Source organism: Peribacillus sp. FSL K6-5616 (assembly GCF_038008245.1).
GTDB classification, from domain to species: Bacteria; Bacillota; Bacilli; order Bacillales; family DSM-1321; genus Peribacillus; species Peribacillus frigoritolerans.
Window position 1 is genome coordinate 1413283 of sequence record NZ_JBBOYT010000001.1, and the last position, 19751, is coordinate 1433033.

Below are 19751 nucleotides of genomic sequence, written 5' to 3' on the forward strand. Positions count from 1 at the left end.
AATACTACTTTAGAAGGTGAAAACTAATGAGCTATGTAACCATCGAACAAGTGACTAAGGGATATGACAATCAATTAGTTTTAAATAATATTTCTTTAACATTAAAAAAAGGTGAATTTGCTACACTTCTTGGGCAAAGCGGGTGCGGAAAAAGTACATTATTACGTTCCATTGCGGGACTTGAAGACGTTGATGTAGGAAGAATCTTAATTGATGGAAAAGATATTACTGATTTATCACCGCGTCAGCGTGAAGTCGGAATGGTGTTTCAGTCTTATGCGCTTTTCCCGAATATGAATGTTTTTGATAATATCGCTTACGGCCTTAAAATGAAAAAGGTGAAAAATCTTAAGTCAAAAGTGAAAAATATGATTGATATGGTTGATTTAATAGGAAAAGAAGAGTCTTATCCTCATCAATTATCTGGTGGACAACAGCAGAGGGTTGCTCTTGCCCGTGCGCTTGTCATGGAGCCAAAAGTACTGCTTCTGGATGAGCCGTTAAGCGCATTAGATGCTAAGATTAGAAAAAGTTTGCAAAAAGAATTAAAGAGAATACAGAAAGAATTAGATATCACAACTATTTTTGTTACACATGATCAGGAAGAAGCAATGACGATGTCTGATCGAATTTTTGTCATGAATAAAGGACAAGTTGTTCAATCCGGTTCTCCTTCAGAAATTTATACTTCTCCAGTCAATACATTTGTTGCCAAATTTATCGGGAATTATAATGTCTGTAATATGGAAGTTTTCCGAAAACTTGTTCGCACCAAAGAATTAAAAGGGAATGAAGTTGCCATTCGTCCAGAAGTTTTACAATTAGTTTCTGTTGGTGAAGACAGCTTGGACTTACAAGGGAATTGGGGGATTAAAGGATTTATTAAAGATGTTACCATGGCAGGTAATGTTTTAAGATATGAAGTAGAAACAGAGGAGTGCGCTTTTCATGTAGACTATCCTCACCACCGTGGGGAAATGTTTGAGCAAGGAGCACGCGTTCAAATTCTTGTACCGAAGAAAGAATGCATTATGTTATAAAGTATTGATGATTTAGGGGGAGAAATATGTCTGTTTTGCCTGAAGAAAGAAAGAATGAAATTTTAAAAGAACTTAACAAAATGGGAAAAGTAAAAGTAATAGAATTAGTTGATCAATTTAATGTTTCAGAGGAAACGATTCGACGCGATTTGATGATATTAGAGGAAAAAGGACTGTTAAAGAGGGTTTACGGTGGAGCGATTAAAACAGTCTTTGAATTTGAGGAGCCTCCATTTACACAGCGTACAACGGTGAATCAAGAAGCGAAAATCAAGGTTGGGAAAAAAGCGGTGGAACTCATTTCCAACGGAGATGTGATTGCCATTGATGTAGGTACAACCATGCTTGAATTTGCCCAGTGTATTGAAAATAAAAAAGACATTACGATTTTAACCAATTCTCTTCCTGTGTCGTCTGTGTTGACCGAATTGCTCAATCAAAATAAGTTTACAGGACAAATTCTATTACTGGGAGGACAAATTGATCCAAAGCATCAATCCATATGCGGGGGTCTCACTGAACAGATGTTAAATCAATTTAATATCGATAAAGCGTTCATTTCAGCTGGCGGTGTTTCCATTCAAAGTGGTGTTAGTAATTATCATTTACGTGAAACATTAGTTTCACGCAAAATGGTCGAGGTATCAAAGCACGTCATATTGCTAACGGATTACTCTAAAATCGGTGTCGACACCTTTTGTAAAGTTTGTCCTCTAGAAAAAGTAGATGTGATTGTCTGCGAGCAGCCATTTCCAGAGGAATGGAGAAATGATTCAAAATTAGAGGAAGTCAATTGGATTCAAGCATAGCCCATAAAAGAGATGGAAGAGGGAGTACTCTCTTTTTTTGATAGCAGCAAAAAAAAGCTAGAAAGAAAATTTAATAGATAGAATGAAAAGGAGCTATATAGCATGAGTTTCATTGCGATAGACTTAGACGGAACATTATTAAACGACCAGAATGAAATTAGTGAAGAAAATATAAAGGCGATTCAATATGCCCAAAATAGAGGCTTTGAAGTAGTTATTTCAACAGGACGGGCTTATTTTGACGTTCAAAAAATATGTGAAAAAGCCGGGATATCCCCATTTGTAATCGGGACAAATGGAGCAACCATTCATTCAAAAAGCGCAAAGTGCATTTCTTCTATTACGATAACTAAAGATCGTGTTGAATCCATTCTCCAATGGTTAGATGAACGGAATTATTATTACGAAGTGTTCACTGATAAAGCCATCTATACTCTTAAAAAAGGAAGAGAACAGTTCCATAACGAGATTAAAAGTTTGAAAAGCGCAGATTTGAATCCAGATATGAAAGAATTAGTTGAAATAGCGGAAAGGCAATTTGACCAGTTTGGATATGTTTTAGTTGAAAACTATCATGATATCTTAAAACAGGAGGAAGAATTCTATAACATTTTAGCATGTTCTTTTGATGAAAATAAATTAGAGGAAGCCTGGAACCAATTCAAAAAGTTTGATGAGTTGATGGTCGTTTCATCTGCTGATCATAACATTGAAATTACCAGTAAAAGAGCTTCAAAAGGAATAGCCCTTGAAAAATTGGCTTTCTTGATGAATGGCTCATTAGATAAGGCAATGGCAATCGGGGACAGCAACAATGATTTATCCATGTTCCAGAAAGTTGGATACAGCGTAGCGATGGGAAATGCAAAAGATGTCATAAAAACTGTTTGTACAACGACAACCCTTAATAATGATGAAAATGGGGTAGCTTATGCGATTTATCGATATATGGAGAACTTCGTGGTTCAAAAATAAGTGTCAATGCCAAAGGAGAGAGCGATAAAATGGCATGGATATATATCATAATGGCAGGACTTTTGGAAATTGTCTGGGTGATTGGTCTTAAATATTCACACGGATTCACCAAAATTATACCTAGTATATTTACGGTAGTTATTATAATCTTTAGTTTCTTTTTACTTTCAAAAGCTCTACATTCAATACCCTTAGGAACTGGTTACGCCATTTTCACTGGATTGGGAACGGTTGGAACTGTAGTAATTGGGATGCTTTTTTTGGGTGAGACCATTAATCCACTGAAAGTATTTTTTATGGCTTTAATGATATTGGGGATGATTGGAATAAAAGTTAATCCAGCAGAGCCTAAACAATAAAGGAAATGAACTGATATACAAGGTTAGGGGATGATTCAATGGCTTGGTTTTTTCTTATTATTGCCGGATTTGCCGAGATTGGTAGTGTTATTAGCCTGAAACGTGCAGACGGCTTTAAAAAATTGCTCCCCTCTGTAGCGTGTCTTTTTTTGGGTAGTTTAAGCTTTTATTTTCTATCCTTGTCATTAACTTCTCTTCCAGTCGGGACTGCCTATGCAATATGGACCAGTATCGGCTCAGTTGGAAGTGTTTTAGCAGGAATGATTTTCTTTAATGAACCTAGAAGTTTAAGATTGAACCTCTTCATTATGTGTATCATTGCAGGGGCTATAGGTATTAAAATGACTTCTGGACATTAATCGAAAAATACTTTTTGAAACAGCTAGATAAAATCGTAAACAAGAAAAAAGAAAATCAACAAAAAAATTAAATACTTAATTGAAGGTGGGGAAAAAATGAAAATTGGATTAGAAACAGAAAGCTATCACTTGCAATTTATTACAGGGCGAATGGATATTTTCGGTTTTATCAGAAAAACAGCTGAATTGGGATTAGACGGAGTCATGATCAATATTGTTCCATGGCCAGGGTTGTCAGGATGGGGCACTTTAGAATCATTTGAACCGGAATATTTAGACAGAGTAAGAAAAGAAATTCAAAAGTATGGATTTTTCGCTGAAATAGACACAAATGGAAGCGATCCGGAACATCTAAAAGAAGTCATTAAGGCAGCACATAGAATCGGAGCGGATGTGATTCGTACGTATGCATGCTTAGGAGAGTATGATCCGGAAAGATTGAAAAAAGCACCAGAAGATATCAAACAAATTGTACCATTATTGGAGAAATACAGGATAAAACTAGCTGTGGAAAATCATGAGGAAGAGTTAACAGTTGAGGTTATCCAAATAATAAATGAAGTCAACAGCCCTTGGGTTAGCGCTCATTGTGATGTGGGCAACGGAATGATGGCATGGGAGGATCCGGTTGAAGCTGTAAGAAAATTAGCGCCATATGCATTCACAACCCATTTTAAAGATCATATTATCATTCATGATGGCGAGGATTATAGGGTATGTGGTGTACCAGTAGGGACAGGCAATATTGATACTGAAGAATGTTTTAAAATACTGGTTGAGAAATCTACCCTAACTAGAATCAACGTTGAAATGTGTTTTCCATATGCTGTTAATTTCAAGAGAGAGCTTGGTGCTGGCGGAGTCTTTGCGGTTGGAGAAGGAGCTTTCAAAGTCGAACAACCTCCTTATGATTTAAGTGTCATTAAACCATTGGATTACTATTATCCTCCAAAAGAACTTTTAGAACAAATGATTGAAGATCAAGAAAAAGGTACAGAGCAATCGGTTAAGTATACCCTTGCTTTACGCGATAAATATTGCCGATAAATAATATGTAGAAGCAGGGGGAGGGGATAATTCTGTTCATATAATAAAAATTATTACAGCAGTACTTGCTATTGGGTTGATAGAGAGCCTCTTTTGATTGCCAACATTACTGTCACTTTGCTTTACGAATTCCGACACACGGTTATTTAATAAGTGTCGCTTGTCTTGTTATAGTAACGTATACGTAGTTCATTATGACATTAAAAAGCCCCTCTCAATTAAGAGAGGGGCTTTTGCTTATTCTGATTTTTGACTACTTCTGCACTTTTTCACTGATTCTTTATATAATTATGATGTTTCATCCTGCCGTGCATTTTTTTGTAAAAGATCACGGATTTCCTTTAAATATTGCTCGGATGCAGGTACCGCTTCCAATACCTCTTCCTCGTTCGCTTGTTTTTTTCTAATAAGAGAATTCGCTACCTTCATAAACATGAAAATCGCGAATGAAATGATCAAGAAATCAATCACAGCTTGGACAAATTGACCGTATTGAACATCTGCTTTTCCAACTGTGATAGATAACGAAGCAAAATTGACCCCACCTAATAAAATTCCTATTAGCGGTGTGATAATATTATTTACTAGTGATGAAACGATCTTTCCAAAAGCAGCACCCATTACTACAGCTATCGCAAGATCGAGAACGTTTCCTTTGGTAATAAATTCTCTGAATTCCTTTAACATTGTAACTACACCTTTCTTTTTTCAATTGATAAAAGCATATCAGAAACATGGTGAAAATTAAATAGTGTAAGAGGCATCCATAATTCAAAAGATAGGACCATCCATCCGTTTAATCAATTAAACCCCTTAATATGATGCAATGGCGGCACTCCGATCAATGGAAAATGAACGCTATTTTCCATTCAAAAAACATTAAAGGGCCGTTATAATAGGGATCTTATTATAGAAGGATTTAAGAATGGTCATGGAACAAAGAAAAAAAGTAATGCAAGGGCAGAGTGGGAACGACTAAGGCGTCATTTTTCAATGTCTAGATGGTAGGTAAAGTTGTTTTCACCAAATTGAGGAAGGGGTGAATATAAATGTATTCGTTTGGCGATAATTATAATATTGTACTACCCCCTAAGTGGTACTCCTCCATTGTTAAAAGCCTTTCTCTTAATTGAGAGGGTTTTTTGTTTTGGGATTTGTTAAATGGTTTTTCTTAATAGGAGGATTTTACGTTTCATTTGGAGAATGTTTTGACCAATGGGGGTGGATTATTTGAGACAACATTTTGAACAGGATTTATCTAGAGAGGATATTTTTAGAATGATTGTTAAGCACCTTGATGTATTTCCGTTGACTAGTCTAGAGGCTATCAGAGAAGTGATCAGGAGTTCATTAAATCAAAGAGGCTTGATAGGGGGGATGACCACACAAACAGGAGCCGCTACATATAACCGGAAAATATCAGACCAGGATATCCAATTAATAAATGAGTGTATTTGTGACCTCTTAAATAGCCGCGTTATCCAACCTGGTATTAATGATGTCAATCAGGATTTACCATGGATTTCTGTTTCTGATAAAGAGAAACTTGAAACATTGGTGAACTCCCAATCTTAACTTTTTACATATCAAAGCCCTTCTCTATATCGAGAAGGGCCCAGTTTGTAGACAAAGGGGGTTCGGAATTAAAAAATTTCGAACCCCTTTTAAAATTCCCTTTGACATTTTGACCAAAGGTTAATAGATTTAGGCTCTTGGAGTCACTATGTTATGCCATTTTAGGACCTTGCCATGTCCTCGTGGCCATCTTCTTTAAAGCATCGCTTGCATCGACAATTTTTAAGTCCCTTTAAAGTTGTCCAACGTATACCTTGCTTGCCAGATATTCCGTGTCACTTCTTTTTGATGGTCTTTGCTTTCTGTACACCGTGATATATATATGAGCATGTTGCACAAATTTGTTTTGACGATTTGTACTCGCGATAGCCCTCATTATTTGTTGTTTGAGTACTTTAAAGTTTCGCCCGAAGTGGCAAAGGTAAAAATCAATGTGTTCATCGTAAACATAGTCATGTTTGCGATAGGATCCTTCTTTTGTTCGAGGACGTGTATAGGGTAAAGCAGGTGTGATTTCTTTGTTAAATAGGTAGCTTGTAATCGTTGGTGTTTGATAAGCTGCACCTGCGGCAACTGCTCTGGTTTTCCAACTTTCTCAAACACTTGCTCAATAAGTGGCTCCAAAATATGACTGTCATGTGTATTAAGGTGTTCAATCGTTCCCAATACAAAAGGAATATTGAATGAATGTCAGTTTAACTAAAATAACTGGATCAATACTTGGGCGTCCTACCTTTGAATACATATCTTTCACCAAGTCATAAATGAAAGTGACGTCAATGGAAGCCTCAATTTTACGCACCAAATAGTTCGCCGGCACCAGTTGGTCTAAAGTAATCATTTCAAGTTGATCTCGTTAAATAGAATGATGTTTCGATAGAATCCTCATCACTACAAGTTTTAATAAATCTATTTTAAAACAAAAAAGACTGTAGGAAAAAGGAGTTCTATCCAAATTTTTAAACATAGTGGATTGGAACGGAAGGTGCGGAGACTCCTGCGGGAATAGCGAGTCCAAGGGAGACCCCACAGGCGCATGTGCGCCGAGGAGGCACCCGGACCGCCCGCGGAAAGCGAGTGCCTGAAGTGGAAAGCAACGTCCAAATTTATACAAGCAAAAAAAACTGTAGACAAACTCGATATCGAGAAGGGTCAATTTTTATTTGAATATATTAATCCATAATAGCAATAATATAAAAACCTCTAATTAATTGTATGTTTCACCTGTAAGGTGGGATTCAAACATATCGATGATTTCAAGGAAGCGTTCGGCCTCACGGAAAACGTGATCAGCTAACAGTGGATGGATAATGCTCTTGATTTTGCATTCTTCGATTAAATCCCTGGCGGTTTTCTTAAAGTCCCGAAGTGATACGACGGAAACACGGTTCTGATCTAGAAATTGATCCAAAAGAGGGGCGGTTTGAGATTGCGGTTTCATGGACTCTAAGTCTACAGCTTGAAAGACTAATTGATCAAAATCATTACTGAAGTTTCGCGCCATATCCACCAACTTTCTTTCCGATGGATCAAGGAGATGTCCGATGAATTTTGCATGATCCGCCATTATTCTTAAAAAGAAAACATTTTCCTTGATGATCGCATCTGCAAGTGGTTTCAATTTACCCTCATTTAATTCTATTAATCGTTTTCTAAAATAATTGGCTTCCCTGCTTGTATGGTCGACTAAAAGTGGGAAGTTGTTTGCACCAGGCAATTTACAGGTGAGTATTAATCCCAATACCTTCCTTTTAAATAAAAATATGCCTGTAGCAGCTTGCTGCACCTCCGCGTTAAATCTCCTGATCTGTTCGGGATCAGCTTGATTTGTTAATGAATGGGATTGCTGTTCTATCCGTTCAAACAAATGATAAAACTGATTAGCTTCCTCAATTAACTGTGTATCTTCACATCTGAAACCTAGTCTTAGAAATAAAGAGTGTTCCTTCATTATTCTTGACCAAAAACGAATCTCATCTAAAGAGCGTGCAACAAACATTCCCGAGTTATTCCTCATATTGGTGGTTTCCTGTGTGTTCTCATTCATAACTAATGCCCCCTTTTAACAAATCCATCATTAAAAGCATATTAACGAGGGGGCATTATTATTCTGTTCAAATTGCAAATCCTATCATTACCGATATCCTTTTAACACCTCAAACCGGTGAGTTTTTTTGTTTTCTCTTGTAGGGGAAATAACGTGATTCATCCATGTTCTTGAAGAAAAGTAAGCGAGTATAAAGGAAGGGAAATGGATTTCGAACTGAGGGGTGTACAAAAATCCTGGACGATTTGAGTCTTATCTAAAGGCTGTTTTCACATACTTTGTTGCTATTTACCAGGTAGTGAGTTGTGGTTGATTTCCCCTCCAGATGCTCGCTTTCCGCGGGGCGGGCGGTGAGCCTCCTCGGCGTAAACGCCTGTGGGGTCTCACCTGTCCCGCTGCTCCCGCAGGAGTCTCGCACTTCCGCTCCAATCAACCTTAAATAGTTTCGTTTAAAAACAACAATCTTTACGAAAAGAGCCTATCTAAAAAACCCTTAGACTTAAATCATTCTAAGGGTTTCTACATTTAATTTATCAGTTTCAATAAGTTACAGTTGATAGTCATTTGTCACCAAGTTCATTTATTTTTTTCGTAAGCTCATTAAACTTCTTATCGAGTTCTGTGTACGTTTTATCGTTTGGAGTCATAAAGCTAAGCTTTCCTAAAACTTCTTGTCTTTCTGTTTCAAGCGTTAGTCGAAGTTCTTCTAGATCATCTCTTTTTGCGTATGATTCATACAATTGCTTTTGAATGTGATTATTCGATATGACGAGTTTGCTGCTTGTCGTTTTTTTGAGAAAATATCGATCATGCGAAACGACGAGTAGCGTTCCGGTGTACTGTGCTAAGGTATCCTCAAGTTGTTCCCGTGAAGCTAAGTCCAGGTGATTTGTCGGTTCATCCAAAATGAGCACATCTTTTTCCTCTAATATATATTCCATTAACTTACATTTTACTCACTCACCCATACTCATATTCTTAATGGGTTCTGTCCAATGAGATACCGTGAAGCCTAAATGCTTCATTAAAGTTTGAACGTGCCCTCTAGACTCGAAAGTTTCTTTATGAAATAGCTGGGCGGGTGTTAGTTCAAGTGGTAAATCAAACACTTCCTGCGTCAAATAGCCTATTTTCGCAGATGGTGAAATCCATACATCGCCCGCATAAGTTTCATGTCCAAGGATTATTTTTAATAATGTCGTCTTTCCGCTGCCATTGGGACCTATTATGGAAACCTTCTCACCATGCTGAATCGTGAAATTGACGTTTTTAAATAGTGTTCGACCGTTAAAAGACTTAGTTAAATTCTTAACTTCCAAAAAACGTTTTCCCATCTTGTTTTTTGCATTAATTGAAAAGCGTACAGTGTATTCCGGCTCAACAGGTTCAGTTTTTGCTTTTTCAAGCTCTTTTTCAAGACGCTTTTGTTTAGATTTTACCTGTGCATCCATGCGCTTTGCTTTTACGCGATAGTATTCCTTAATCCCTTCCTTTTTGGTCGATTGGGAATGGGCTTTTTTTGACCAAGAAGTGATTTCTTTCATTTGTCCCTCAATCCGTTCAATCATTTTTTGCTGTTTTTCATATTCACGTTGTTGTGTAAGTCTTTTCCGAACCTCCATATAACTAGAATAATTCCCTCTGTGCTCAATTAGCTTTTTATCTTCAATCGACCAAATTTTCGTTGCTACAGCATCCAAAAAATAACGATCGTGAGAAACAAAAATGATGGTACCTCCATAATTTTTAATTTGTCCTTTGAGGAATTCTAAACTTTCCTCATCAAGGTGGTTCGTCGGTTCATCTAATAGTAAAAGGTCAGCATCTTTGGAAAGTCCTTTTGCTAACCGGGCTTTCAGTTTTTCTCCCCCGCTTAGTAGTGGGAAGTCATGGCTTGGTACTTGCATTTTATCAAGTAATTTAACTTCTGAAGGCGTCTTATCTTCTGAAGAATGGGACTCGACTTCTTGTTCAACCATAAAAACTTTCACGTCTTGCTGCAGCCATTGGATTTGTCCATGTGCAGGCTTTAAATCATTGTTGATTAATTGCAACAACGTAGATTTTCCGGCACCATTTTTACCAATGATACCGATGATCTCGCCCTGTTGAACTGTAGCATTAACATTTTCAAAAATGTTCAGGTCCAATACTTCATAACTAATATTGGTTAATTTTAAAAGTTCTTTCATATAATCCATCCCTCTCTTTAAGGGAGAATGAAAAAAATCCTCCCAGTTCATATGGAAGGATTAGTCGTACCTGTGCATTATCAAATAAGAGCTATTTTCACGATAGCTCTAAAATTTATAGAAAATGGGCAGACTAATCCTATTTTGTATGATTTGAAATATGCGATTTCAAATTTTAAAAATAAGATTAGTTAATCATCGGCCACCCATCATCCCTTCTGATATTAATAAAATCAGTATAGCATAAAATAATATTTTAAAACAAAAGGAAACAACATATTACTTTGCTTTCAATCTAAATTTAAGGCTGTTTTAACATACTATGTTGCTATTTACCAAGTAGTGCGGTGTGGTTGATTTCCCCTCCAGATGCTCGCTTTCCGCGGGGCGGGCGGTGAGCCTCCTTGGCGTAAACGCCTGTGGGGTCTCACCTGTCCCGCTGTTCCCGCAGGAGTCTCGCACTTCCGCTCCAATCAACCTTAAATAGTTTCGTTTTAAAAACAACAATCTTTACGAAAAGAGCCAAATTTAAAGATTTATAATTGTTTTAACTCAATCAAATATCTTATTATAAAGTTGGCCGTGGGCAACAGGACTGCATTTTTCACTTTATGATGTTTTTATAAGGGTTATGTTAAAATGATAAAACATTTACCCCCATAGGGTTGTTTCCTTAAGGAGGACTTTAATATGGAATATATCAAGGGAATCGATGTTTCACATTGGCAAGGTGCTATAAATTGGGGGGAAGTTGCAAAGACAGGCGTGAAGTTCGTTTTCATTAAAGCAACAGAGGGAACGAGTTATTCTAAGCTTTCCTATTTCAAAGAAAATGCACCACTAGCATTGGCAGCGGGATTGAAAGTCGGGGCCTATCATTATGCAAAGTTTGCAACTGTTGCAGAAGCAAAGGCTGAGGCTGCTTATTTTTTAGATTCAATCAGCTCTTTTGCTTTAAATTACCCTGTTGTTCTTGATCTTGAAGAAAATAAAAAAAAGGCAAATAAAAAAACGCTGACCGATGCCGCGATCGCTTTTTTAGAAGCCATTGAAAAAGCTGGATACACGGCTATGCTGTATACTGGTAAATACTTTCTCGAAAATACTTTAGATGAATCAAGGTTGAAGAACTACGCTTTTTGGATTGCCAGATACAACAGGACGTTGGGACGCAGCACGGACATTTGGCAGCATTCTGATTCAGGTAAGGTAAGTGGGATCAGCACAAAGGTGGATTTGAATATAGCCTATAGGGATTTTACAAATACCATAAATACTTTTAGGACTGACGAACCCCGTGCATTGAAAACTGAAACAACCTCAACTTATACTGTAACAAAAGGCGACAAACTTAGCTTCATTGCAAAAAAACATAAAACAACCGTAAACTCGCTTGTCAGTCTGAACGGAATTAAAGACCCAAACAAAATTTATATCGGTCAAAAATTAAGGCTGAAATGAGTAAAGGAATTTTTTAATACGAGGGGTATGGGTTCTTTCAAAAGGGAAAAACAAAGTAGAGGGGAGCGGGTGTGCGAGACTCCTTCGGGAAAAGCAAGTCCAGGGGAGACCCCACAGGCGCAAAGGCGCCGGGGAGGCTTCCCGGAACGCCCGCGGAAAGCGAATGCCTGGAGAGTAGATCAACGTTTGTACAAAACCTTAATTTACTGTAGACAAACTGGCTCTTCTTATTAAGAGGAGCTTATTTTAACATGGATATTATATTTCTTTAAGTTCGTCTATTGCTACGTCTGATCTTTCCTCTAATGGGCCTCTTAGATGTACTGTAGCCGTTCTTCCATCTTCATTTAAATTATCAATCCAAACTGAAGTCCCATTATATCTAACCTCAATGTCAGATGAAGACGAAAGAATCTGCTTTATACGCTTAGCATCCATATAAATCCCTCCCTGTTAATTAGTCTTCCTATTATTTAGAAAAAGCCTTGATTTTATTCATTTGTTTAAGGTTGCATATAAGGAACATCCGCCGTAGCTCTTTTTTTAATTAAGCTTGTATGAAAAGATGGGAATTCTTAATCTTAAAATATTGAGTCAAAGGAAAGTGAATATGTTTTTGTTACGAATATTTCCCCGGTACAATTGCAGACGCAAGGAACATCACAAAACATTTTACAGAAATATCATTTAATGGCAGAATAGGAATTGAGTTGGAGCTTTTCGGAGTGCGAAGATGTAAATCCTAACTTTTCCTAATTGGAATGAAGTCTAAGCATAAAAGAATATTATAGAGCTGACGGATGCTTTACTTTAAATTGGGAGTGGCTTCGGTACCTTATTTTAATGAAGCTAATTGGACGGAAGGATTGAATAAGGAAGAAGAGAAGATGGGACAATATTGGAGGAGAAAGTGTTGTTGGGTTTGAAGTCATATACGCATTCTTATACATGCTTTTAGGGGGGTATCATGGAACTATCGTTATTATTGGAATATGGCTGGGTGTTAATTATTCTAATTTTTTTAGAAGGTTTATTATCTGCTGATAACGCATTGGTTTTAGCCATAATGTCAAAGCATTTACCAAAAGAACAGCAAAAAAAAGCGATTAATATTGGGTTGCTTTTGGCTTTTATATTTAGGATTGGTGCAATCTTCATCATTTCGTACCTTTTCCATGTTTGGCAAGTTCAAGCAATTGGGGCTGCATATTTGATTTTCATTTCATTAAAGCATTTACTAAAAAGGGACCACGGTGACAAAGAAAAAAAAGGGAAAAGCTACCGTATGACCGTTGCGCAAATTGCATTAGCTGATATTGCTTTTGCTATTGATTCCATTTTAGCTGCTGTCGCTCTTGTGATTGCCTTGCCAGATACGCCAATGGGTGATATAGGAGGTATGGATGGGGCAAAGTTCATTGTTATTTTATTAGGGGCCATTGCAGGTTTAATCGTCATCCGGTTTGCGGCAGGATACTTCGTTAAGATACTGACGGAGCGACCAAGCCTCGAAACGGCAGCCATGTTAATCGTTGGTTGGGTAGGGGTTAAGTTATTAATGCATACCCTTGCGCATCCAGCCGTGCACATTATCTCTCACGATTTTGTTGAAGGACCGATTTGGAATATAATCTTTTGGTCAGTCATGCTTCTTATCGCTATAGGCGGATGGTTTTTATCTGGAAAAACAGTGAAAAAAAGTGAAGGTAAATAAAGTATATTCTTTTGAAATGAATGAAAATTTCAAAAAGACCGAAAATATTTTTCGGTCTTTTTTTGGTTCTTTATAGATTCTGTAATGTTGACAAATCGTCATAAAAATCAGTAATTCAATTTTACTTCAGTAGGCCTAACCGAAAACCATAAACGACTGCCTGTGTACGGTTCTTAGCTTTAAACTTTGTCATTAAACTGCTTACATAATCTCTAACTGTATGCTCGCTTAATTGCAGCAATTCGGCCATTTTTTTATTGTTATAGCCCTCAGCCAGCAAATATAAAATCATGGATTCACGTTCCGTCAATTGTATGTCGGTACCTATTGATACCTCATCATCCTTTCTTGATAAATATAAACCGAGCCGTTTTCCTACCTGTTCAAGTAAAGTCAGTTCATCCATTGAATAATCGAATTCCTCCCCTAATTGATCAAAGGTCAGCCAGCCGAACACTTGCTGGTCATGAACAATCGGTACAAAGATGACAGATGAAAGATTAAATAGCTGTATATGTTCCTCTTTAATGTAATTATGGGGATTCTTTAAAAATACCGGCTTTTTTGAATTGAACACCATGGATTGCTTGGAGCTGAGTTGCCCCCTCATGCTTTGAACTTTTGGCAGCTCGGATCCAATGGTGCCGTATAATTGATTGGACCAAGGAATATAAGCATAAAAAACACATCTTTTATAGTTAAAGAAATCTTCACATTTTTTTAGGATAAAAGCAAAATCCTTAAATCCTGCTGAGATAATTAAAAGTTCATCTAATTGGTCCAGTAGCTGCAGTCTCTTAAGTTCTTCATTCTCTTGTTTGGTTTTGTGGTGTTGCTCCGGTTCGTCGCCTGTCCACTTGTTATAGCTATGGATGAGATGAGAGAAAATGGATAATAAGAACATAAGGATGGAAAGGGTTTGGGCATGTTTCAGGTTTACCAATGAGGTAACGATGGCCTTTTCAAAGATCAATCGGAACATGCTGAAATGATTATCCTTTAAAAGGGGTAAATGTGATTGAAGCCAAGTATCCAAATGCTCTTCGTATGTGTCTTTTATGTCGTCGATATTTGGAGCGGATAAAAATAGTAAAAATGATTCCAGTAATGTTTGTATCATCTTACGTTCAGGTTCTAATATGAAGGGCTCTAGATTCAAATGAATATTGATATTTTCTTCAATCCGTTTGTTATGACTTTTAATGAATAATATGAATTGCTGCCATGTTATTTCTTCATATGCATGAAAGGGATGAGCCATGTGAATTCCTTCTCCTAAAAACAAAATACCCTATAAAAAGGGGGAACTAACCCTATTATTATACAGCACTTTATAGGATAGTAATTCAAATTGTAAGGAGTAAAATAAATGTATGAACACAGAATGAAGCTATTTGATGGCCATTTTATTTCAACATTGTCATCAGCTTTTTGTTTGTATAAGAATGGTCGTCCAGGGAGAACCTCTAGGGATGGAGATTTCTGTTGCTCAAGGAATCCGTAGGAAATAAGAAAAGGAGATCTGGTAATATGATGAGACTTGAAAACAAAGTGGCAATCGTAACAGGGGGAGCAAGCGGGATTGGAGCAAGTACGGCTCAATTATTTGCAGAAGAAGGAGCAAAGGTGGTCATTGCCGATTTTGCTGATCATGGACAAGCTGTGTCAGAAGAGTTAAATGGAAAAGGGTATGATACTCTTTTTGTTAAAACTGACGTGACGAATGAAAATGACGTAAAGAATATGATCGAAGAGACGGTTAACAAATATGGAAAACTGGATATCATGTTCGCAAACGCAGGAATTGCCAGAGACGGAAACATCCATGAGTTAAGCTATGAACAATGGCAAAAAACGATTGATATTAATTTATCCGGTGTCTTCCTATCCGATAAATATGCGATAGAGCAAATGCAAAAACAATCTACTGGCGGCGCCATTGTCAATACAGGCTCCATCCATAGCCATGCAGGGAAACCGGGGGTAACAGCCTATTCTGCTGCTAAAGGCGGTGTCAAACTATTGACACAAACATTAGGTGCGACTTATGCGAAAGATGGCATTCGTGTCAATGCAGTTTGCCCTGGATATATTGATACACCACTTATTGCCGAAGCACAAGGTGAAATAAGACAAGGTTTGATTGATTTACATCCAATCGGCCGTTTAGGCAGAGCGGAAGAAGTGGCTAAAGCCGTTCTCTTCCTTGCAAGTGACGATGCATCATTTGTTACTGGCACTAGCCTAATGGTCGACGGCGGATATACGGCAGTATAAATTTTAAGGATTATTCGCTCGGTCTCTCAATCAGTCAATTTAGGTTTGAGGTGCCTAATAGAGCTTCTTCTGTAAGTTGAGTGGTTTAGATTACTCAACTCTACTGGAGGGCTCTTTTTTTGCATATAATGAAAAAATTCCCGGGAATGCTAAAAACATTTCCTTGGAAGAAGGAACGATACAAGCAGTTGGGGAGAAGATAATAAGGCCAATCGTATTATTAGATTACGATCTATATCGCTTAATAGCTCTCTATAACTTTTATATACGTCCGGGTATCTTTTAGTAGATGTATACACCATTTCCATCCCTTTATATAAATTATATTTAGTTCAATAATAATAGGGTAAGTAAATCCAATTAATAGTATTTTTATGTTAAAGTTGTAAAGTTGATATTTTATTACATGATTTCCTTAAGAAGGAACAAAATCTGTTGATAAAGGAAGGGTTTAATGGCGAAAAGAATATTAGGTAGTATGTTGATTTTATTACTAGGCATGGTTAGTTTTTCTTTTTTATCTGGCTTAAAAGTTGAAGCAGCAGATCGAGTGCATACTGTATCCTCTCAAGAAACGGTAGAATCGATTGCAGCGATCTATGATATATCGACAGAGCAATTAATGAATATGAATGGTTTACCGGATGGTAAGTTATATATTGGCCAGAAGTTAACCATTCAGACTGCTTATACTCCTTCGAACTATCAGTGGTCAGAGAGAGGGAAACAAATTGGGAATTATGCTAAATCTTTTACAGGATTTAAAAAAACGGCTGGAGAAGAGACACCTATCAAAGGATTTGATTCTAGCGGATTGATTCATTGGGTGCTCTCCCGACAAAAGGTGCCTATCGACCGTTTGTCAGTTGAAGGCTATTATAAGCAAGGAATGGATACAAATGCGCCTAAGGCTGGAGATATTATATTTTTTCTGGAAAAGGGAAGTTCAAAAGCCGTGACCGCAGGGATCTTTCTGGGGGGAAATCAGTTCGTTAATTCTGGATACGGAGCAGAGACAGTTCAGGTGAGATCTACTACAGAAAAATATTTTGCACAATACCAAGTCGAGTATAAAACGTATACACCAAAAGGGGAGCATGTCGTTCAAAATAATGAGACCCTTAAAAGTATCTCGGATAATTACGGTGTATCGGTGGATACAATCAAAAAGCGTAACGCTTTACCAACTGATAGCTTGATGCAGGGACAGTATCTTCAAATATACAGCAGTCCCCTGTATCCATTTTATGCAAATCAAGAGGCTTCCTATGATAAAGCTTATGATGTCATAAAGTATGCCTATACTCTACGTGGATTTACCTATGTTTTCGGAGAATATGATCCTATGATTGGAATGGATTGCAGCGGATTTATCTATTGGGCCATGAAGGAGCAGGGCATTTCCCTTAAACGTGGTTCGGCAGCGGACTATTATTCCTTGCTGCCGAAACTCAGAGAACCAAAGGCAGGGGACTTAGTATTTTTTAGAGATACAGACTTAAGTCGAGAGATAACCCACGTCGGTATTTATCTAGGGGAGGGTCGCTTTATTCATACAACAAGGAATACTGGAGTTCATATTTCTGATCTTACAACAAGTTATTTTACTCAGAAGTTCGAAAGTTTTGGGCAAGTCCAAGTCAATATGGACTAAGATAGCCACGAGAGAGTTAGACTATTTGAATTTTCTAGTCATATTATTCACTTAAGGTTAACCTTAAACAAAATCCCGTATACTTTATTGAATACGGGATTTGTGTTTGATCTTCTTCTTAAGTTGAAGAAGGAGGCACCATTAACGAATGTTTATGGTGAGAGCGTTTTTAAAAGTTTTAACTTTATGACAGGTTAATTGAAGTAATAATTATCTAGATGAGTTTTGGTTTATGTGTACTCTCATCATACTGAGGGGCTCTGTTTTTTAAATCCGATAATTAATGCTCTACAGGATTGCTAACGGGGCAGAATAGCTCAATAAGGGTGTTCCATAGTTTGTGGAGTAAATGAAAATAGAGAATGTTATGGAGACTAATGATGTATAAAATATATCAAAAGAAAAAACCAGCTTTATTAGACTGGTTTTTTCATCTTAATATAACACTTTGTTAAATTAGTTTTTAAGACTTACATGTTCAATCATACGCTTCATTGCCTGAATTTGCCCCATATGAGTTGCTTCATGCATTAATGTTAAACCTGCAAGTTCTCTAACAGTCTTACAACCTAGGAATGGTGTATCCAATTCTTGATCTAGCTGTTCAGGAGGAATTTGCTTTAAACGAGTTAATTGATCTTTCAACTGTACAACCAGCTCATCCATAGCAGGTATATTCCCTGGCCAATCAGCTGGTTTTGTGCCATTCCCAAACAATTCTATATAATTCGTGGGCAGATGGGTGGTTACATGCGGGAAACCAAACATAGTTTGTTCTGTAATTGTCAAAACGTGGCCAGTATGCCAATGAATTGTGTTATTAAAACCTTCTGGCTGCTTATCGGTTTGTTCCTTAGGAACGGATTCTACATTCTTGATGAAGTATTCTCTTGTCATCTCAAATTGCTTAAATACAAGTTGATTCATCTTTTCCTCTCTCCTCTCATTAACAAAATCATCCATATTATACCAGTAATAAACAGAAAAGAATATGGTTGAAACTTCCTGAAATTAGTTTTATGTCAACCGGTTCTTTTTCCACAATAGGGAGCGGTCAAAAATCGCTTTACTTATAGAACTTACGGGTGAGTTATTTTTTTTAAGGCTCCATAAAAATAATAAATCCAATTGCACCTTCCATTTTATTAGCATTCTTACAAAAGACCCATAAGGTATTTTGAATTAACTGAAGATTCAATACATCCGCTTTAATTACTAACTTATAATTGTTATACAATTGTAAAATTATACAGTTTCATTTTCGGTATAATGGGAATTATTAGAAATGTATTATGGTGTATGAATATTTACAAATAGGGGAGCTATTCATTTCTTCAAAATTCTAGAATTTAAAAAGATCTTCATAAGGACGCTCTAACGTCCCCAGCAAGTTTGATTCCTGGAATACAAGGAAGGTCCCCCTTACCCGAATATATTCTAAAAATAGTATAACGCCAATAGAAAGGCGAAAGATGCAGCGTGTTCCAAACTAATAAGCCTGAAGGCTATGAATAATAGAATCTACGATATAAGTACAACCATTGCAATCCTTCAGACTTATCAAGACTCGAGTTAAAAATCGACAGCTATATAACTATGGTGAAGTACTCCTGCTTTTTGGCTTAACCTACAAGGCTTTTAAATCTTAGCTTGGTACTTGTTCGTCCTTTGAACAAAACCTACTTTTTTGGCTAGTCTGGAGAGCCTTTGGAGACAAAGAGCGCTGTCAGTTCCTGTGAACTGCTGCCCCTTAAATAAATGTTAAATGTAGTTATGATACCCGGAAAAGCATCAACTATTAGAAGTAATGTTTGAGGGTAAAGGTATTAAAAGGGAGGCGAATTGTTTTTGACTATAATAGATATTGACCAATTGCTTTTAGCTACCGAAGAACTTGCTGAAGAGTCAATTCCATTTCAACTCGATGCATTTGATATTGATCAATTATTAGATAAAACGGATAACTGGTAAAGAAAAGCATATCCCTTCGGGTATGCTTTTCTTTATTATAGGGGATAAAGATTTAAGACTGCTACCAATGTGGACATAACTCCACATTGGAAAATGGGAGAGTTATTGCAATTGAGCCCTTGCATGTACCAAAATATGCCTTTTTGTACCTTTTAAGGTCGTTTTATAAAAGATGAGAAAGGATATATAGATATTTTTCATAAGAACGGTAATAAATGCGATGTTTTAAAGCGCTTTACAAAATGTTTCGTATACAACGAACTTTTTTTCT

The 19751-nt window shown here is 37.0% G+C and carries 17 protein-coding genes and 2 pseudogenes; 12 read left to right on the top strand and 7 right to left on the bottom strand.

Annotated features, from left to right (window positions below):
- Positions 1 to 26 precede the first annotated feature (26 nt).
- From MHB45_RS06830 to MHB45_RS06855, 6 genes are all read left to right on the top strand, one after another.
- On the top strand, positions 27 to 1040 hold the full coding sequence (locus MHB45_RS06830) for an ABC transporter ATP-binding protein (protein ID WP_340907552.1): 1014 nt from the start codon (positions 27 to 29) through the stop codon (positions 1038 to 1040).
- Positions 1041 to 1066: 26 nt separating this feature from the next.
- Positions 1067 to 1849: a DeoR/GlpR family DNA-binding transcription regulator gene (locus MHB45_RS06835; protein ID WP_048678105.1), complete on the top strand. Its 783-nt coding sequence runs from the start codon at positions 1067 to 1069 to the stop codon at positions 1847 to 1849.
- A 102-nt stretch (positions 1850 to 1951) separates the two neighbouring features.
- Positions 1952 to 2824, top strand: coding sequence for a Cof-type HAD-IIB family hydrolase (locus tag MHB45_RS06840; protein WP_072272776.1), 873 nt, complete (start codon positions 1952 to 1954; stop codon positions 2822 to 2824).
- 29 nt (positions 2825 to 2853) lie between these two features.
- The gene (locus MHB45_RS06845) at positions 2854 to 3183 is read left to right on the top strand and encodes a DMT family transporter (RefSeq protein ID WP_048678100.1); all 330 of its coding nucleotides are present in this window, start codon (positions 2854 to 2856) and stop codon (positions 3181 to 3183) included.
- Between the two features lie 38 nt (positions 3184 to 3221).
- Positions 3222 to 3542 carry a DMT family transporter gene (locus MHB45_RS06850; RefSeq protein WP_057276213.1) on the top strand — a complete coding sequence of 107 codons (321 nt, stop codon included), beginning with the start codon at positions 3222 to 3224 and terminating at the stop codon, positions 3540 to 3542.
- Positions 3543 to 3638: 96 nt separating this feature from the next.
- The gene (locus MHB45_RS06855) at positions 3639 to 4589 is read left to right on the top strand and encodes a sugar phosphate isomerase/epimerase family protein (protein WP_048678093.1); all 951 of its coding nucleotides are present in this window, start codon (positions 3639 to 3641) and stop codon (positions 4587 to 4589) included.
- Positions 4590 to 4877: 288 nt separating this feature from the next.
- Here the strand turns inward: MHB45_RS06855 and mscL are convergent, their stop codons facing one another.
- Positions 4878 to 5276 (bottom strand): large conductance mechanosensitive channel protein MscL, encoded by a 399-nt coding sequence (gene mscL, locus MHB45_RS06860; protein ID WP_072272777.1) that lies wholly within the window; start codon positions 5274 to 5276, stop codon positions 4878 to 4880.
- 543 nt (positions 5277 to 5819) lie between these two features.
- On the opposite strand from mscL, the gene MHB45_RS06865 reads away from it, so the two are divergent.
- The gene (locus MHB45_RS06865; RefSeq protein ID WP_142398552.1) at positions 5820 to 6164 is read left to right on the top strand and encodes a hypothetical protein; all 345 of its coding nucleotides are present in this window, start codon (positions 5820 to 5822) and stop codon (positions 6162 to 6164) included.
- 664 nt (positions 6165 to 6828) lie between these two features.
- On the opposite strand, the pseudogene MHB45_RS28245 reads toward MHB45_RS06865, so the two are convergent.
- From MHB45_RS28245 to abc-f, 3 genes and pseudogenes are all read right to left on the bottom strand, one after another.
- Positions 6829 to 7005: pseudogene (locus tag MHB45_RS28245) on the bottom strand (IS5/IS1182 family transposase); the annotation flags it as partial.
- Between the two features lie 366 nt (positions 7006 to 7371).
- Entirely contained in the window at positions 7372 to 8211 is an 840-nt protein-coding gene (locus tag MHB45_RS06875) for a DUF2935 domain-containing protein (protein ID WP_072272779.1), read from the bottom strand.
- 560 nt (positions 8212 to 8771) lie between these two features.
- Positions 8772 to 10403 (bottom strand): annotated as a pseudogene (gene abc-f / locus MHB45_RS06880) (ribosomal protection-like ABC-F family protein).
- A gap of 690 nt (positions 10404 to 11093) precedes the next feature.
- On the opposite strand from abc-f, the gene MHB45_RS06885 reads away from it, so the two are divergent.
- Entirely contained in the window at positions 11094 to 11864 is a 771-nt protein-coding gene (locus MHB45_RS06885; protein ID WP_053087361.1) for a GH25 family lysozyme, read from the top strand.
- A 258-nt stretch (positions 11865 to 12122) separates the two neighbouring features.
- On the opposite strand, the gene MHB45_RS06890 is transcribed toward MHB45_RS06885, so the two are convergent.
- Positions 12123 to 12302 (bottom strand): H-type small acid-soluble spore protein, encoded by a 180-nt coding sequence (locus MHB45_RS06890; RefSeq protein WP_048679567.1) that lies wholly within the window; start codon positions 12300 to 12302, stop codon positions 12123 to 12125.
- 529 nt (positions 12303 to 12831) lie between these two features.
- Here MHB45_RS06890 and MHB45_RS06895 point away from each other — a divergent pair.
- Positions 12832 to 13578, top strand: coding sequence for a TerC family protein (locus MHB45_RS06895; protein WP_048679576.1), 747 nt, complete (start codon positions 12832 to 12834; stop codon positions 13576 to 13578).
- A gap of 121 nt (positions 13579 to 13699) precedes the next feature.
- On the opposite strand, the gene MHB45_RS06900 is transcribed toward MHB45_RS06895, so the two are convergent.
- Positions 13700 to 14839, bottom strand: a complete 1140-nt coding sequence (locus tag MHB45_RS06900; protein WP_161922661.1) for a LuxR C-terminal-related transcriptional regulator — start codon at positions 14837 to 14839, stop codon at positions 13700 to 13702.
- A gap of 272 nt (positions 14840 to 15111) precedes the next feature.
- On the opposite strand from MHB45_RS06900, the gene MHB45_RS06905 reads away from it, so the two are divergent.
- Positions 15112 to 15855, top strand: a complete 744-nt coding sequence (locus MHB45_RS06905; RefSeq protein ID WP_072273769.1) for an SDR family NAD(P)-dependent oxidoreductase — start codon at positions 15112 to 15114, stop codon at positions 15853 to 15855.
- Between the two features lie 454 nt (positions 15856 to 16309).
- Complete coding sequence (locus tag MHB45_RS06910; RefSeq protein ID WP_072272782.1) at positions 16310 to 17509, top strand: C40 family peptidase; 1200 nt, start codon at positions 16310 to 16312, stop codon at positions 17507 to 17509.
- Positions 17510 to 17965: 456 nt separating this feature from the next.
- Here MHB45_RS06910 and MHB45_RS06915 read toward each other — a convergent pair whose 3' ends face one another.
- Positions 17966 to 18436, bottom strand: a complete 471-nt coding sequence (locus MHB45_RS06915; RefSeq protein WP_048679588.1) for a DinB family protein — start codon at positions 18434 to 18436, stop codon at positions 17966 to 17968.
- Positions 18437 to 19357: 921 nt separating this feature from the next.
- On the opposite strand from MHB45_RS06915, the gene MHB45_RS06920 reads away from it, so the two are divergent.
- Complete coding sequence (locus tag MHB45_RS06920; RefSeq protein ID WP_260089085.1) at positions 19358 to 19480, top strand: hypothetical protein; 123 nt, start codon at positions 19358 to 19360, stop codon at positions 19478 to 19480.
- Positions 19481 to 19751 lie beyond the last annotated feature (271 nt).